At 35.4% G+C, this 17,727-nt stretch carries 13 protein-coding genes and 1 tRNA gene; all 14 read right to left on the minus strand.

Features of this window, described 5'->3' with window-relative positions; genetic code table 11:
* Positions 1-4,311 (minus strand): DNA-directed RNA polymerase subunit beta', encoded by a 4,311-nt coding sequence (gene rpoC / locus NG655_RS07480; RefSeq protein ID WP_252158702.1) that lies wholly within the window; start codon positions 4,309-4,311, stop codon positions 1-3.
* Between the two features lie 52 nt (positions 4,312-4,363).
* Positions 4,364-8,173 (minus strand): DNA-directed RNA polymerase subunit beta, encoded by a 3,810-nt coding sequence (rpoB, locus tag NG655_RS07485; protein WP_252158703.1) that lies wholly within the window; start codon positions 8,171-8,173, stop codon positions 4,364-4,366.
* Positions 8,174-8,297: 124 nt separating this feature from the next.
* Positions 8,298-8,672, minus strand: a complete 375-nt coding sequence (gene rplL / locus NG655_RS07490; protein ID WP_252158704.1) for a 50S ribosomal protein L7/L12 — start codon at positions 8,670-8,672, stop codon at positions 8,298-8,300.
* A 64-nt stretch (positions 8,673-8,736) separates the two neighbouring features.
* A complete protein-coding gene (gene rplJ, locus NG655_RS07495) occupies positions 8,737-9,252 on the minus strand; it encodes a 50S ribosomal protein L10 (RefSeq protein WP_252158705.1) in 516 nt (171 codons plus the stop codon).
* Between the two features lie 21 nt (positions 9,253-9,273).
* A complete protein-coding gene (gene rplA, locus NG655_RS07500) occupies positions 9,274-9,963 on the minus strand; it encodes a 50S ribosomal protein L1 (RefSeq protein ID WP_252158706.1) in 690 nt (229 codons plus the stop codon).
* 17 nt (positions 9,964-9,980) lie between these two features.
* Entirely contained in the window at positions 9,981-10,421 is a 441-nt protein-coding gene (gene rplK, locus NG655_RS07505) for a 50S ribosomal protein L11 (protein ID WP_252158707.1), read from the minus strand.
* A 67-nt stretch (positions 10,422-10,488) separates the two neighbouring features.
* Positions 10,489-11,040: a transcription termination/antitermination protein NusG gene (gene nusG / locus NG655_RS07510; RefSeq protein ID WP_252158708.1), complete on the minus strand. Its 552-nt coding sequence runs from the start codon at positions 11,038-11,040 to the stop codon at positions 10,489-10,491.
* Entirely contained in the window at positions 11,041-11,238 is a 198-nt protein-coding gene (secE, locus tag NG655_RS07515; RefSeq protein ID WP_252158709.1) for a preprotein translocase subunit SecE, read from the minus strand.
* A 21-nt stretch (positions 11,239-11,259) separates the two neighbouring features.
* Positions 11,260-11,332, minus strand: a tRNA-Trp gene (locus NG655_RS07520).
* A 69-nt stretch (positions 11,333-11,401) separates the two neighbouring features.
* On the minus strand, positions 11,402-12,589 hold the full coding sequence (gene tuf, locus NG655_RS07525; protein ID WP_252158710.1) for an elongation factor Tu: 1,188 nt from the start codon (positions 12,587-12,589) through the stop codon (positions 11,402-11,404).
* A 209-nt stretch (positions 12,590-12,798) separates the two neighbouring features.
* Entirely contained in the window at positions 12,799-14,112 is a 1,314-nt protein-coding gene (locus NG655_RS07530; protein ID WP_252158711.1) for a hypothetical protein, read from the minus strand.
* Positions 14,113-14,115: 3 nt separating this feature from the next.
* Positions 14,116-15,024: an AAA family ATPase gene (locus tag NG655_RS07535; RefSeq protein WP_252158712.1), complete on the minus strand. Its 909-nt coding sequence runs from the start codon at positions 15,022-15,024 to the stop codon at positions 14,116-14,118.
* A 15-nt stretch (positions 15,025-15,039) separates the two neighbouring features.
* Complete coding sequence (locus NG655_RS07540; protein ID WP_252158713.1) at positions 15,040-15,702, minus strand: alpha/beta hydrolase; 663 nt, start codon at positions 15,700-15,702, stop codon at positions 15,040-15,042.
* Positions 15,703-15,709: 7 nt separating this feature from the next.
* Positions 15,710-17,572, minus strand: coding sequence for an LTA synthase family protein (locus NG655_RS07545; RefSeq protein WP_252158714.1), 1,863 nt, complete (start codon positions 17,570-17,572; stop codon positions 15,710-15,712).
* Positions 17,573-17,727: the final 155 nt, after the last annotated feature.

Raw genomic sequence — 17,727 nt, forward strand, 5'->3', positions numbered from 1 at the left:
TTATGCTTCTACTTCAGCTTCTGTTTCTTCTTTGTTAATCAACAAACTTGTGTATTCTTCTTTAGAACCTACAATAACGTCATTGTACTCTCTAAGACCAGTTCCTGCAGGTATTTTGTGACCTACAATTACATTTTCTTTTAAGCCTTCTAGTGTATCAACTTTTCCGTTTACAGCGGCTTCGTTTAATACTTTAGTTGTTTCTTGGAAAGAAGCTGCAGAGATAAATGACTTCGTTTGTAGCGATGCTCTAGTAATTCCTTGAAGCTCCGTAGTAGCTGTTGCAGAACGTGCATCACGTGCAACAACTAATGCTTTTCCTTCACGTTTAAGGATTGAATTTTCATCTCTAAGTTCTCTAGAAGTAATTAATTGTCCTTCTTTTAAATTCTCAGAATCTCCTGCTTCTTCAACAACTTTCTTACCGAATAACTCATCGTTTTCAGTAATGAAATCATATTTATGAATCAATTGATTTTCTAAGAAAATAGTATCTCCTGGATCGTTAATTTTAACCTTACGCATCATTTGACGTACTACTACTTCAAAATGCTTATCGTTAATTTTCACTCCTTGTAATCGGTATACTTCTTGTACTTCGTTTACTAAGTATTGTTGTACTGCCGATGGACCTTTAATTTTTAAGATATCAATCGGTGTAATAGAACCGTCTGATAAAGGCATACCTGCTTTAACAAAATCATTTTCTTGAACAAGAATTTGACTTGATAATTTAACTAGATATTTTCTAACATCACCAAATTTAGATTCTACTATGATCTCACGGTTACCTCTTTTAATTTTTCCAAAAGAAACAACTCCGTCAATTTCAGATACAACAGCAGGATTAGAAGGATTACGTGCTTCGAAAAGTTCAGTTACACGAGGAAGACCTCCTGTAATATCCCCAGAACGAGCAGATTTTCTTGGTATCTTAACTAAGATTTTACCTTCTTGAATCTCTTCGTTATCGTCAACCATGATGTGAGCTCCAACTGGAAGGTTGTACGAACGTAATACAGTTCCTTTTTTATCTTGAATCAATAAAGTAGGTATTACTTTCTTGTTTCTAGATTCTGAAATAACTTTCTCTTGGAATCCTGTTTGTTCATCAATCTCAACTTGATAAGTGACACCTTGTTCTACATTTTCGTAAACAATTTTACCTGTAAATTCAGAAACAATAACTCCGTTAAATGGATCCCACTGACAAATTAGATCGTTTTTCTTAACAGTACTTCCGTTCTTGATCATTAATGTTGATCCGTAAGGAATATTATTGGTACTCAATACAACTTTGGTGTTCTTATCAGACAATTTAATTTCAGAAGTTCTAGAAATTACGATATCGATATCATTTCCTTCAGCATCTTTACCTTTTACAGTCTTAAGATCTTCGATTTCAGCAACTCCATCGAATTTAACACGTAGTTCGTTCTCTTGAGAACTACCACCTGCTACCCCACCTACGTGGAATGTTCTTAAGGTTAACTGAGTTCCTGGCTCTCCAATAGACTGAGCTGCAACTACACCTACAGCTTCCCCTTTTTGAACCATTTTACCCGTTGCAAGGTTACGACCATAACATGATGTACAAATTCCTTTCTTAGCTTCACAAGTAAGTGGAGAACGAACTTCTATAGATTCGATTGGAAGTTGATCTACACTGTCAGCTACTAAATCAGAAATTTCTGTATTTGCTTCAATAATTACCTCTCCATCTAATGGATTGATTACATCAAACAAAGCAACTCTTCCTCGGATTCGATCCGATAAAGGCTCTACAATTTCTTCATTCTTTCTTAGCGGCTTAACTTCAATTCCTCTTAACGTACCACAATCAACTTCGTTGACAATAACGTCTTGAGAAACATCAACTAAACGACGAGTAAGGTATCCTGCATCGGCAGTTTTAAGTGCTGTATCCGCTAATCCTTTACGTGCACCGTGAGTAGAAATAAAGTATTCAAGAATCGAAAGACCTTCTTTAAAGTTAGAAAGAATCGGATTTTCAATAATTTCTCCCCCTCCTGAGGTAGACTTTTTAGGCTTTGCCATTAATCCACGCATCCCTGTTAACTGTCGAATCTGTTCCTTAGATCCACGAGCTCCAGAATCTAACATCATATATACAGAGTTAAACCCTTGCTGATCTTCACTAATTCTCTTCATCGCTAAGTTTGTTAAGCGTGAATTTGTATTAGTCCAAATATCGATAATCTGATTGTAACGTTCGTTATTAGTAATCAGACCCATATTGTAGTTACCTTTAATACTATCCACTAAACTATTAGCTTCATCAATTAAAGGTTGCTTTTCTGGTGGAATAATAATATCTCCTAAACTAAAAGATAATCCTCCTTTAAATGCAAACCCGTATCCCATACTTTTAATCTTATCTAAGAATTCAGCAGTTTCAGGAACACTAGTTACTTTAAGGATTTGCCCAATAATTTCACGTAGATTTTTCTTTGTAAGTACTTCGTTGAAGTATCCCGCGTTTTCTGGAACAACCTCGTTAAATAAAACTCTACCTACTGTAGTATCTATGATTTTATATTCTAGAACACCTTCTTCATTTAGGTCTTTTGCTCTAATCTTTATAGTAGCATTAAGATCAACGCGTTTTTCGTTGTATGCAATATGAACCTCTTCTACAGAATAGAAAGTAAGTCCCTCTCCAACCACTTTGTGATCTTTAGTAGACTTTCTTGCTTTTGTCATGTAGTAAAGTCCCAATACCATATCCTGAGAAGGAACCGTTACCGGTGATCCGTTTGCAGGGTTCAAGATATTATGAGAAGCCAACATTAAAATTTGTGCTTCAAGAATCGCTTCCGGTCCTAGTGGTAAATGAACTGCCATTTGATCACCATCAAAATCGGCGTTAAATGCAGTACAAACCAATGGATGTAATTGAATTGCTTTTCCTTCAATAAGTTTTGGCTGGAATGCTTGAATACCAAGTCTGTGTAATGTAGGGGCACGGTTTAATAATACTGGGTGACCTTTTAATACACTTTCTAAAATATCCCAAACTACAGGCTCTTTACGATCTATAATTTTCTTAGCAGATTTTACCGTTTTAACAATTCCACGCTCAATTAATTTACGTGTAATAAACGGCTTGTATAATTCAGCAGCCATATCCTTTGGAAGACCACATTCAAATAATTTTAATTCAGGTCCTACAACAATTACAGAACGTGCTGAATAATCAACTCGTTTTCCAAGTAAGTTTTGTCTGAAACGACCTTGTTTTCCTTTTAAGGAATCAGATAATGATTTTAACGGACGGTTAGAGTCTGTTTTTACAGCAGAAGACTTTCTTGTATTATCGAATAAAGAATCTACAGATTCTTGAAGCATTCGCTTCTCGTTTCTTAAGATAACCTCTGGTGCTTTAATTTCAACTAAACGCTTTAATCGGTTGTTACGGATAATAACACGACGATAAAGATCATTTAAATCTGAGGTAGCAAAACGACCTCCATCTAAAGGAACTAATGGACGTAATTCTGGTGGAATTACTGGTACAGCTTTGATAATCATCCACTCTGGAAGATTTTCGCTGCGTAAGTTAGCATCTTTAAAAGCTTCAACAACTTGAAGTCTTTTTAGAGCTTCCGTTTTACGTTGTTTAGAAGTTTCATTGTTTGCTTTGTGGCGTAATTCGTATGAAAGTTCTTCTAAATTAATTCTTGAAAGTAAATCAATTAAACACTCAGCTCCCATTTTCGCGATGAATTTGGTAGGGTCAGTATCGTCTAAATATTGATTTTCAATTGGTAATTTCTCAAGAGCATTTAAGTACTCTTCTTCAGAAAGGAAGTCCATCTTTTGAAGCGGTTCTCCTTCTTCATTCTTAGCATCACCAGGTTGAATTACGACATAACGCTCATAATAGATAATCATGTCTAACTTCTTAGATGGTAATCCAAGTAAGTATCCAATTTTATTTGGTAAAGAACGGAAGTACCAGATATGAGCAACAGGAACAACCAAGTTGATATGTCCTACACGATCTCTACGTACTTTCTTTTCAGTAACTTCTACACCACATCGATCACAAACGATTCCTTTGTATCGGATTCTTTTGTATTTACCACATGCACATTCAAAATCTTTAACTGGGCCAAAAATTCGCTCGCAGAAAAGACCATCACGTTCCGGCTTATGGGTACGATAATTGATGGTTTCAGGTTTTAAAACTTCCCCACGTGAGTTTCCTAAAATTACTTCAGGAGAAGATAATCCAATAGAAATTTTATTGAATTTTTTTTGAGTAACAATTTCGTTATTTCTTGCCATAACTACCTGCTGTTTTTTTTTATAATATTTATAAAAGAAGTGAACTTCTTTATTATTCTTCTAAACGAATGTCAAGACCTAGACCTTTCAATTCATGCATCAATACATTAAACGACTCAGGTAAACCTGGTTCAGGAAGTGTGTCTCCTTTTACAATCGCTTCATATGTTTTAGCTCTACCTACAACATCATCGGATTTAACTGTTAAGATTTCCTGTAGTGTACTAGAAGCTCCATATGCTTCAAGTGCCCAAACTTCCATCTCTCCGAAACGTTGACCTCCAAATTGTGCTTTACCACCCAGTGGTTGTTGCGTGATAAGAGAGTAAGGTCCGATAGATCTTGAGTGCATTTTGTCATCTACCATATGCCCTAATTTAAGCATGTAGATTACACCTACTGTTGCTGGTTGATCAAAACGCTCTCCTGTTCCTCCGTCATAAAGATAAGTATGTCCGTATCTTGGAATTCCTGCTTCGTCTGTAAGTGAGTCAATTTGACTTGCACTTGCTCCATCAAAAATTGGTGTAGCATATTTCTGATCTAATTTTTGACCAGCCCATCCAAGAACTGTTTCATAAATCTGACCAATATTCATTCGAGAAGGTACTCCTAATGGGTTTAGAACGATATCTACTGGTGTTCCGTCTTCTAAGAAAGGCATTTCTTCGTGACGTACAATACGTGCAACAATACCTTTATTTCCGTGACGTCCTGCCATTTTATCACCTACTTTAAGTTTACGTTTCTTAGCAATATATACTTTTGCTAAACGTTTAATTCCAGCTGGTAATTCATCTCCAACACTAATTGTAAATTTCTCACGACGTAATGCTCCCTGAAGATCATTTTCTTTGATCTTGTAGTTATGGATTAAGTCTGCAATTAATTCATTAGTAGAATCTGTAGTAGTCCACACTCCTTTAGTAAGGTGCGTATAATCTTCTACTGCAGTTAGCATCTTAAGGGTATATTTTTTCCCTTTTGGTAAAATTTCTTCCCCTAGGTCATTCTGTACCCCTTGACAAGTTTTTCCGTTCACGATGGTGAATAATTTTTCAACCATAATAGAACGAAGATTATCAAACTTAGCAATGAATTGGTTTTCTAATTCTTCCAACTCTTGTTTATCTTGATTTCTTTTACGCTTATCTTTTACAGATCGAGTAAATAATTTTTTATCAATTACAACCCCATGAAGAGATGGTGGTGCTTTTAATGAAGCATCTTTTACATCTCCAGCTTTATCACCGAATATAGCGCGTAAAAGTTTTTCTTCTGGCGTTGGATCTGATTCTCCTTTAGGAGTAATTTTTCCAATTAATATATCTCCTGGATGAACTTCAGCTCCAATACGAATCATTCCAAATTCATCAAGATCTTTGGTAGCTTCTTCACTAACGTTAGGGATATCATTTGTAAGTTCTTCTGAACCTAATTTAGTATCTCGAACATCTAGAGAATATTCATCAATATGAATAGAAGTAAATACGTCCTCACGAACAACACGCTCAGAAATTACAATTGCATCCTCAAAGTTATACCCTTTCCAAGGCATGAAGGCTACTTTCATGTTTCTTCCTAAAGCAAGCTCTCCATCTTGAGTTGCATATCCTTGAGAAAGTACTTGACCTTTTTCAACACGATCGCCTTTTTTAACTATTGGTTTTAAGTTAATACAAGTCCCTTGGTTAGTTTTTCTAAATTTAATTAAGTTGTATGATTTAGTATCGCTTTCAAATCGAACCAAATGCTCGTTCTCAGTAAGATCGTATTTGATTGTAATTTTATTAGCATCTACATATTCTACAACACCGTTACCTTCAGCATTTATAAGTACTCTAGAATCTGAAGCAACTTGACGCTCAAGACCAGTACCTACAATTGGCGATTCAGGACGTAATAAAGGAACTGCCTGACGCATCATGTTAGATCCCATCAATGCACGGTTTGCATCATCATGTTCGAGGAAAGGAATTAAAGATGCAGAAATAGATGCAATTTGATTCGGTGCTACATCTGTGTAGTCAACTAAATTAGGGTCAATTACAGGATAATCTGCTTCTTGGCGTGCAATAATTTTATCTGCAGTAATGGTTCCATTCTCATCAAAAGGAATGTTCGCTTGAGCAATTAATTTACTCTCTTCCTCTTCTGCACTTAAGTAAATAGTTTCGTCAAGGTTAATTTTCCCTTCTGTAACTTTACGGTAAGGAGTCTCAATAAATCCTAAGTTATTTACTTTTGCGAAAACACCTAGCGAAGAAATCAAACCAATGTTTGGTCCCTCTGGAGTTTCAATAGGACATAAACGTCCGTAGTGAGTGTAATGTACATCTCGCACCTCAAAACCAGCTCGTTCTCTTGAAAGTCCACCAGGTCCAAGAGCTGATAAACGTCTCTTGTGAGTAATCTCTGCTAATGGATTCGTTTGATCCATGAACTGAGATAATTGGTTTGTTCCAAAGAATGTGTTAATTACTGAGGATAATGTTTTAGCATTGATTAGGTCAATCGGAGTAAATACTTCGTTATCACGAACATTCATTCGTTCACGAATTGTTCTAGCCATACGAGCTAAACCTACTCCAAACTGAGAAGATAATTGCTCTCCTACAGTACGAACACGACGGTTAGATAAGTGATCAATATCATCGATTTCTGCTTTCGAGTTAATCAATTCAATTAAATATTTAACTATGGTAATGATGTCTTGTTTCGTTAAAACAAGTTTATCCATTCCTTCGTCGTTCCCTAACTTTTTATTCATACGGTAACGACCAACCTCACCTAGGTTATATCGTTGATCCGAGAAGAATAATTTGTCAATAATACCACGCGCAGTTTCTTCATCTGGCGGCTCAGCATTTCTTAATTGACGATATATGTGTTCAACAGCCTCTTTTTCTGAGTTTGTTGGATCTTTTTGAAGTGTATTGTGAATGATTGCATAATCAGACATATGAGCGTCTTCTTTGTGCAATAAAATAGTTTTTACGTTAGCCTCAAGAATTTCATCGATGTGGTCTTTTTCAACTACTGTATCACGATCAATGATGATCTCGTTACGTTCAATTGAAATTACTTCACCTGTGTCTTCATCAACGAAATCTTCATGCCATGAATTTAATACACGTGCAGCAAGCTTACGTCCAAGAATTTTCTTGAGTGCGGTTTTTGAAACTTTAACCTCTTCTGCAAGATCAAAGATTTCAAGAATATCTTTATCACTTTCAAATCCGATTGCACGGAAAAGTGTAGTTACGGGTAATTTTTTCTTACGATCGATGTATGCATACATTACATTGTTAATGTCTGTAGCAAACTCAATCCAAGATCCTTTAAAAGGAATTACTCTAGCAGAGTACAATTTAGTACCATTTGCATGGAATGACTGTCCAAAGAACACACCAGGTGAACGGTGTAACTGAGATACAACGATACGTTCAGCACCATTGATCACAAAAGTTCCACTTGGAGTCATGTAAGGAATTGTTCCAAGGAATACGTCTTGTACGATTGTTTCGAAATCCTCGTGTTCCGGATCGGTGCAATACAATTTTAGACGTGCCTTTAAAGGAACTGAATATGTTAATCCACGCTCAATACATTCCTGAATGGAATATCTAGGTGGATCAACGAAATAATCAATAAATTCTAAAACAAACTGATTACGAGTATCCGTAATTGGGAAGTTTTCTTTGAAAGTATTGAAAAGACCTTCTTCTGCACGTTCGGCAGATTTGGTCTCGAGTTGAAAGAAATCTTGAAAAGATTTAATTTGAATATCAAGAAAATCAGGATAATCGGGTGTCTTCTTAGCAGAAGCAAAATTTACTCTATTCTTTAATATACTCGGCATCAGGAGTGGTTTTATATTAATTTCAACAACGATACAAGACTTGGGATGTCTATAAACTATAAAAGGGTTAAAGCCTCTGGACAAATTCCAGAGGCAATAACCTTATTTATTGGGGTGGGGAGAACTATTTAAGCTCAACCTCAGCTCCAGCTTCTTCTAAAGAAGTTTTTAATCCTTCAGCTTCGTCTTTAGAAACACCTTCTTTTACATTAGCTGGTGCCTCGTCAACTAAACCTTTAGCTTCTTTAAGACCAAGACCTGTAAGTTCTTTTACAAGTTTAACAACTGCTAATTTAGAAGCACCTGCTGACTTAAGAACAACAGTAAATTCTGTTTGCTCTTCTGCCGCATCTGCACCACCTGCAGCTGGACCTGCCACTGCAACTGCTGCTGCTGCTGGCTCGATACCATACTCATCTTTTAAAATAGTAGCTAATTCATTAACTTCTTTTACTGTTAAATTAACTAGTTGTTCTGCGAATTCTTTTAAATCTGCCATTTTCTATAGTTTTGAAATTTATTTAAATAATATTTAGTTTGGTGCAAGCACCGGGTTTATCAGTCTATTTTTCTGATAAAGTTTTAATAATACCTGCAAGTGTTCCTCCACCAGACTTAAGTCCAGAGATAACGTTCTTAGCAGGAGATTGTAATAAGGTAATAATATCACCAATTAATTCTTCTTTCGATTTGATTGCAACTAAAAGATCAATTTGATCATCACCTACATAAACAGCCTCTTCAATATAAGCGCCCTTTAAAACAGGTTTGTCAGATTTCTTACGGAAATCTTTGATTACTTTTGCTGGTGCATTACCAACCTCAGAAAACATCAATGATGTATTTCCTTTCAATACTTCTTTTAAGTCACCGAATTCTTTATCTGAAGCATCCATTGCTTTTGATAAAAGTGTATTCTTAACTACGGATAGTCTAATACCAGCCTTAAAACAAGCACGTCTAAGCGCGGTAGTATCTTTAGCATTTAAACCTGCTGTATCTGTTAGATACAAAGTTTTAGCGTCAGATAGTTCTGCGGTTAGCGTTTCAATTACTTGCGATTTTTCTTCTCTTGTCATTCGAATTAGTTTTAAAAAATCTTAAGCGATTTTAGTGTCAATTGAAATACTAGGACTCATTGTGCTGGACATAAAAATGCTCTTCACATAAACTCCTTTGGTCGTAGAAGGTTTAAGCTTCAAAATTGTATTTAATAATTCTGCTGCATTCTCCTTGATTTTGTCAGCGGTGAATGATGATTTACCTACAGATGCATGAACGATTCCAGTTTTATCAACTTTGAAATCAATCTTACCTCCTTTTACATCACTAACAGCTTTCTTAACGTCCATAGTTACTGTACCTGTCTTTGGGTTTGGCATCAAACCACGTGGGCCTAATACGCGTCCTAAAGGACCTAATTTACCCATAACACTAGGCATTGTAACAATTACATCAACATCGGTCCAACCGTCTTTGATTTTTTGTAAATACTCATCTAGTCCAACGTAGTCAGCTCCACCTTCTAATGCTTCAGCTTCCTTGTCAGGAGTTACTAAAGCGAGTACTCGAACATTTTTTCCAGTACCATGAGGAAGGGTTACTACTCCACGAACCATTTGATTAGCTTTCTTAGGATCAACTCCTAAACGAACTGCTAAGTCCACAGAAGCGTCGAATTTTACATTAGTAATTTCTTTAACTAATGAGGAAGCTTCTTCAAGAGAGTAGACTTTATTTGCTTCTACTTTAGCTCTTGATTCTTTCTGATTTTTTGTAAGTCTTGCCATTTTCTTTCTTTATAAAATTAAAAAGGGGACTCTCCTCCTGATACAGTGAAGCCCATAGATCGTGCGGTACCCGCAACCATTTTCATTGCTGATTCAATTGTAAATGCATTTAAATCTTGCATTTTATCCTCTGCAATTACTCGTACTTGGTCCCAAGATACTTTTGCAACTTTAACTCTATTTGGCTCACCTGAACCTTTCTTGGCTTTTGCTGCTTCCATCAATTGAATGGCCGCCGGAGGTGTTTTGATGATGAAGTCAAATGACTTATCTTTATATACAGAGATTACAACTGGTAAAACTTTACCAGGCTTATCCTGAGTTCTAGCATTAAACTGCTTACAAAACTCCATGATATTGACCCCTGCAGCACCTAGCGCGGGTCCAACCGGTGGCGACGGATTCGCTGCACCTCCCCTTACTTGTAATTTGACTAGCTTGTCTATTTCTTTTGCCATTGTTTCAATTTACGATTAAGAATGATTTAGAGTGGAAGCTCTATTTCATTCGATATTTGTGTAACATTTATATTTTCTCTACTTGCATGTAACTCAATTCTAATGGTGTTTTTCTTCCGAAAATCTTAACCATTACTTGAAGTTTACGTTTCTCCTCGTTAACGTTTTCAATAGATCCTGTAAATCCATTGAATGGGCCATCGATTACTTTAATTGTCTCTCCGGATGAATATGGAATAGCTGCGTGCTCCTCTGTAAGAGCGAGTTCATCAACTTTACCTAACATACGGCTAACTTCTGAGGATCTTAAAGGAATTGGTTCTCCTCCTTTTGTTTCTCCTAAGAAACCTATTACATTAGTTACAGATTTAATAATGTGAGGAATCTCACCTACTAAATCAGCTTTTATCATAATGTAACCCGGGAAATATACTTTTTCTTTATTTATTTTTTTTCCATTACGGATTTGCACAACTTTTTCAGTTGGAACAAGAATATCTTCGAGATGGTGATCATACCCAAGACGGGTAATCTCTGAAGCTATATAATCTTTAATTTTAGCTTCTTGCCCGCTTACAGCGCGAACAACATACCATTTTTTTTCGCTTACTTCAGACATTTATCCGTTGATTAAGTTAAAGTAAACACCTATAACTCTAGATAGAACTGTGTCGGCACCCCATATAGCTAATGAAAAAAGGAGTGAAAAAACAAGTACTACAACTGTTAATCGTTGTAATTCTGCTCGTGGAGTCCACGAAACATTGTTACTTAACTCTTCGAAAGAATCTTTTATATAGGATATAATTGCTGACATTTGTTGCTATTATTAATTATGCACGGGTTGAGAGGCTCGAACTCCCGACACCTGGTTTTGGAGACCAGTGCTCTACCAACTGAGCTAAACCCGTTTTTATTTGACACAAAAGGCATCCGTCGAAGACGGACACCTTGATGCATCATATTAAAAACTTTTTTGCTTAATCTAGGATCTCTGTAACCTGACCAGCACCTACAGTTCTACCACCTTCACGGATTGCAAAACGTAATCCAAGGCTTAGTGCGATTGGGTTGATTAGATCTACATGGATCGTTAAGTTATCTCCAGGCATAACCATCTCTACGCCATCAGGAAGTGTAATGTTTCCTGTTACGTCAGTTGTACGAACGTAGAACTGTGGACGATAGTTATTATGGAATGGAGTGTGACGTCCACCTTCTTCTTTTTTAAGAACGTAAACCTCAGCTTTAAACTTAGCATGTGGAGTTACAGAACCTGGCTTACAGATTACCATACCTCTTTTGATATCTGTTTTTTCAATACCTCTTAATAAGATACCAACGTTATCTCCAGCTTCACCTCGGTCTAATATTTTTCTAAACATTTCAACTCCAGTTACAGTAGACTTTAACTTTTCAGCTCCCATACCGATAATATCAACTTCGTCTCCAGTGTTAAATACCCCAGTTTCGATTCGTCCCGTAGCAACAGTACCACGACCAGTAATTGAGAATACGTCTTCTACAGGCATCAATGCGTCTTTGTCAACGTCACGCTTTGGAAGTTCAATCCAAGCATCAACTTCAGACATAAGCTTCATTACGCTGTCTACCCATTTAGCATCTCCGTTAAGAGCACCTAGTGCAGATCCTAATACTACAGGAGTGTTATCTCCATCGTAATCATAGAAAGAAAGTAAATCTCTTACTTCCATATCAACTAATTCTAAAAGCTCTTCATCGTCAACCATGTCAACTTTGTTAAGAAACACAACAATACGAGGTACACCAACCTGACGTCCTAAAAGGATGTGCTCTCTGGTTTGTGGCATTGGTCCGTCTGTTGCAGCAACTACAAGAATTGCTCCATCCATTTGTGCAGCACCAGTAACCATGTTCTTTACGTAATCGGCGTGACCTGGACAGTCAACGTGAGCGTAATGACGATTTTCTGTTTGATACTCAACGTGTGATGTGTTGATAGTAATACCACGCTCTTTTTCTTCAGGAGCGTTGTCGATTTGGTCAAAACTTCTCGCTTCAGAGTAACCAGCGTCTGACATTACTTTAGTAATTGCAGCAGTTAGTGTAGTTTTACCGTGATCTACGTGACCGATAGTTCCAATATTTAAGTGTGGTTTCGACCGATCAAATGTTTCTTTAGCCATAATACAGGTTTTTCTTTAATGTTTTAAGAGGTGCAAATTTATAAATTTTTTTATTTAAAAATTACTTTTCTAGAATTTTTTAAATATTTTTTTTAAGGTAGGTTATTTTGAGTCTATTTTTTAGGTTAAATATTGACTATTAAGCAGATGAAAATCACTTTGAGTTCAGCAATATTTCTTTTGTAAAATTCAAACTAATCTTCTGAATTTTACTTTTTCTTATTCATTTCGAGTACTGCTTTTTCAATCCCCTTTGGGGTGAGTGGATACATCGGAAGAAGTTCTTTTATAATTTGAGTTGATAATGTTCCGTTCCAATACTTAATAGGTTCTGGGTTTAACCAAGCAACTTTTTTAAAATGTTCTTTTATTTCGGAATATGTATTTAAACTATTTCGGTCTAATTCATAGGGTGCCATCGCAGCATCTCCAATAAAAAAAACATGATAATTTGGATCTTTAGATAAAAAACGTTCTATAGTCATTGGTTTTCTTCGTTGGGAATCTATAAAGACTTGCCTATAAACTGTATTATGAAAATAGTAGGTTTCCATATCGTGAGCAAATCTTGTTTTCATCTTCCTAAACAGGGTTTGGACTGCGTTAATATAAGGATGCATGGAATAACCTCCATTATCAATAACTAAAAGAACCTGGAGTTTGTCGGAGGTTTCGTTTTTAATTTCTGGAATAAAAAGTCCTCCGCGCTCTAATCCTTTATCGATTGTTTCTTTTACATCTAAAGTTTCTTGTGCTGTTTCTTCAATAATTCCTTTTAAAGAAGCTAAAGCTGCGTCAATGTTGTCGTCGTTTAGAACTGCGTCTAGGTCTACAGGAAAATAATTTGAATCTCCCAATACTTTACGTGCCATTTTACCTCCTCCTGAACCTCCTACTCGAATCCCATCTTTTGCTGCTCCTCCATGACCATAAGGCGAAATTCCTCCTGTTCCTACCCAATGGCTTCCGCCACTGTGCTTTGACTTCTGTTGTTTCATTACTTCCTCCATCCGCTTCATTAATTCTTCTAAACTTAAATCAGAATAATCTGCCATTCGATCTAAAGGTCGGTTTGGAGCCTCTTCATCGTTTTGGTCTTGGTTGTCTTCTAAGTCACTTTTGTCTTTATCCCAAAGTTCTCTTCCATCTAAAACTTCTTTAATATCATAATGCGTTAAATGAACTTGATCTAGAAAATCATTAACCAACTCATCTGGAGATAAATCCTCTTCTAGTCGACCAAAATTGACTTCTTTCCACTGCTCAAATGTCTGAGAACGCAAAATTGCATCATTCAATCTATCGTTTGGTCTAATTTTAATGTCTAAAAAATAAGCGTAGAAAGCTTTAGTGTATGGACCTATGTATTCTGGATCTTTAACTATAAAAGTTCGGAGAACATTATACAAATCTCCTATAGTTTTAACTAAACCCCGATCCATAGCTTTCTGAAGCAATAACAGAGAACGAACATCTACTGCAAGATTAAATTTTCTAAAAGCTTCAGGAAGTTTTGTAAACATATATTAATTTAAAGTTCCAAAACTTGATTCGGATGGATTTCCAAATTGACGTTTTACCTTTTCAAGATCAGCTTGAGTTTTAATCAATGTTCCGAGTCCATCTAAAGCATTAATTTTTGACAATGCCTCTTGTGTGGTAAATGTTTTAATATAACGTAACCAATTCAAAAGCTCTCTTGTCGTTGGAGAACGTTCTAAACCAATTCTTCTTAACTGATAAAATATATCTAAAGAAGCATCTACTATTTCATTAGAGACTTCAGCGTGATGTTTGCTTACAATCAGCCGCATTTTTTCGGAATCAGGAAATTGAATGTAATGATAAATACACCGTCCCTTAAAAGCTGTTGGTAGCTCCTGCTCTCTGTTGGATGTAATTATAATAGCAGGCATGTCTTTTTCAGTAGTTTCGATTACCTCTCCTGATTCTGGTAAAATGAATTTTCTATGACTTAAAGCATAAAGTAAATCGTTTGGAAACTCTCTTGGAGCCTTATCTATTTCATCAATTAACAAAACTGAATTGGGTTGGCTAAATGCTTTTGCGGCAGGTCCCAAAACTACATAGTCCGATAAACTCTCTGTATCTCTTCCACCAGTGGATAGTTTGGTTTCCAAACCTTTTTCATTACGTTGTGCATTTAAGATTTCAATTTGAGAGTCCCTTAAATACTTAACATGGTCAAATTTGGCAACAAACTGTTCTACGTTACTTTTCGAACCCGCAGGATAAACAAACATTTCTGTTTTTTGACTTGCTGCATACTGCAATGGTAATTCCGTTTTTCCTGTACCTGGTTCGCCTTCTATAAGTAAAGGCATTCCTAGTGTACGTGCAATATGAAATGCCTGCGCTAATTCTATGTCACATAGGTAGTGATCTGATCCCTCCCAAAAAGTTGTATTGGCCATATGTTTTTATTCTATTTAATGTTCAATATACTGCTTAAAAATCTTTTTAAGCTGCTTTTTATCTACCCGATGATCTCCAGAATAAACTTCTGTATAAAAATCTAAATCGCCTGCTTTACAAATCGACTCTATTTCTTTTATCTTTTTTTCATTTAGAAACTGGTCTTTCGAACCATAGGTGTAAATTTTACACATCTCGTTCCATTGGGACTTTCCCTCTTGATAGTTTATATCCTCTGGAATCCAACAGGCATATGGAATTAAAAAATCGACAGAGACTTTAATGTGATGCAGCCAACGCAGAGCTGTTATTCCACCTTGCGAAAATCCCATAATGATTGTTCTAGAAGACCGAGGTAATTGTGTTTTGTAAGTGTTAAATAATTTGGAGCAATAGACTGAGAAATCATGTATTTCCTCTAATCGATCACGTTTAGTCATCCATGAAGCAACCACTTCTCCTCCGAATCCGTTTACATAAAATCGAGACAACCCTTCTGGAGAAACAACAAAATGAGTCTCTGGATCAAATTCTTTAAACTTATAAATCATCTGTTCCGCAAGCATATTTGAACCATGAAGAACAAACCAAAAGTATTTTGTTTTTGAACTCAAAATACCATAAGTGCTATATCGGGCAGTTTTGGTTGTTTGTATGTGGTGGGTGTTTATTTCCATAGTGGAATTACTTTTCTAAAAAGTCTTGATAGGTGGTTTGCAAAATTGCTTTTCCCGTGTTTTTTAATTGTTCTTTTGACTCCACATTAGATTCTACTACAGCATCACTTATAAAATCATACACTATATAACCAGAATTATTAATTGTTCCGAATCCTTGATTAAATACATAATGAGCAAATCTATTTTCTTTTGAATTAAACAAATGGGTACTGTACTTAAAATTACTATTGTCCCCATTTAATAAATCTAAAAGTGTAAAAGCAAGATCTACTTGTGAGCCAATATTGTCATTATAAATTCCTTTTGAAGCTAATGCTCCTCCGATCCATAACATAGGAATTTGAAATCTTCTTGGATTATTAAAAATCTTCTCAGGAGTTTTGGGCAGATGGTGTCCGTGGTCACCCGTTATTACAATCAATGTATTATCCCACCAAGATTGTTTTTTTGCAAACTCAACAAAATCATAAACCGATTTATCGGTATACGACATTGAACTCTTGAATTTATTCAACTCCGAGTCATTTCCAAATTTATACACACCCGGAAACTCATAAGGCTCATGACTTGTTAAAGTTAGAATTGTTTTAAAGAAAGGAAATTGACTTTCGTCTTTTAAATCTGAAACTACTCGATTAAAAAGGACATGATCATGAACACCCCATTTAGAATTCCAATCTTTACTTTCAAATATCTCAGACCCATAAATTTGATCAATCCCTTTTCCAGTCAGATAAGTTTTCATATTACCGAAATTTAAATCACCTCCATGATAAAAAGAATTGGTGTACCCTAAAGATTTCATTTCCTGAGATAAAAGTGGGAGCTTTTTAGATTTACTAGGCATTTTAATGATACTCTTTTTGGGTTGTGGATAATAACCGCTTAGTAATGCAACTAGGCCTTTATCGGTTCGATCACCATTGGCATAAAAATTCCTGAATAGAATACCTTCCTTTGTTAACTGATTAAAATATGGGGTAATGTTATGATCTCCTCCAAGGGGTTCAACAATCTTAGCAGTAAACCCTTCCCAAATTATCAAAATAATATTTGGTTTTTCTGACTTTAATAATGGATTTTTAAAAGAGTCTTTTGTTTTTAAATCATGTATTAAAGAGCTATAAATAGCACTACCAACTTCAGGGGTAAAACTCATAAAGGGATTATCTTTAGAATCTACCCTTTTCGAAAGTGCATGTATGAAATTCCAACCGTAATTTACAGCAGCATGATTAGCGAACATTTTTTTTGAAAAATAAACATTACTCTGGTTAATAGGAATTGTTTGAAGACCACCTCGAATAGGAAGTATCAATAATCCCAAACAGAACAAAAGAACAATTGATCCCAAAAGAGAGACTTTAATTTCTTTTTTCTTGGAATAGATGAAAAAGTTGATGAGTCGAAAACTAATCAGAGATGTAGCAAGAATAAGAAATATAAATAAAATAATTTCAAAAGTGGAAACCGAAGCAAACATTAGTTCTGGAGTGTTTAAATATCTTGAAAAACTGGTATCTAAACGGATATTCCAATAGGTATAAAGAAAAAGGTCTACAATGAGAAGAATATTTAATAAGGGTATGACTCCGTAACTGTATGCTTTATGAATTATTCTAATAAATTTGTTTGTGATAAATGCGCCCAGAAAAATTAATAAAAAAGGAATTACAGATAAGTAGCCCGCTATTGACAAATCTAAACGAAACCCATAAACTATTACGTTCAATATCTCATTAATTTCGAGAGTGGCTGTTGATTCAAAATGATATAACAAAAAACATAAACGAGCAATAACGAAATATAAAACCCAAAAGCTAAAATATTTTAGATTAAAAATAACTGAATGTAAAATTGATTGCATTCAGTAAAAATAATAATTTATATACTCTTAATTTACGTATCGGATATTATTATAAACCGTTAATGAAATATTAATTTTAAAAGCACTTTAATTTGGCTAGTTGATTTTATGTATCTTGTATTTGTCTTTACTTAAAAAATAATTCTTGTGAGAAA

Source organism: Candidatus Arcticimaribacter forsetii (genome assembly GCF_910589745.1).
Classification (GTDB): domain Bacteria; phylum Bacteroidota; class Bacteroidia; order Flavobacteriales; family Flavobacteriaceae; genus Arcticimaribacter; species Arcticimaribacter forsetii.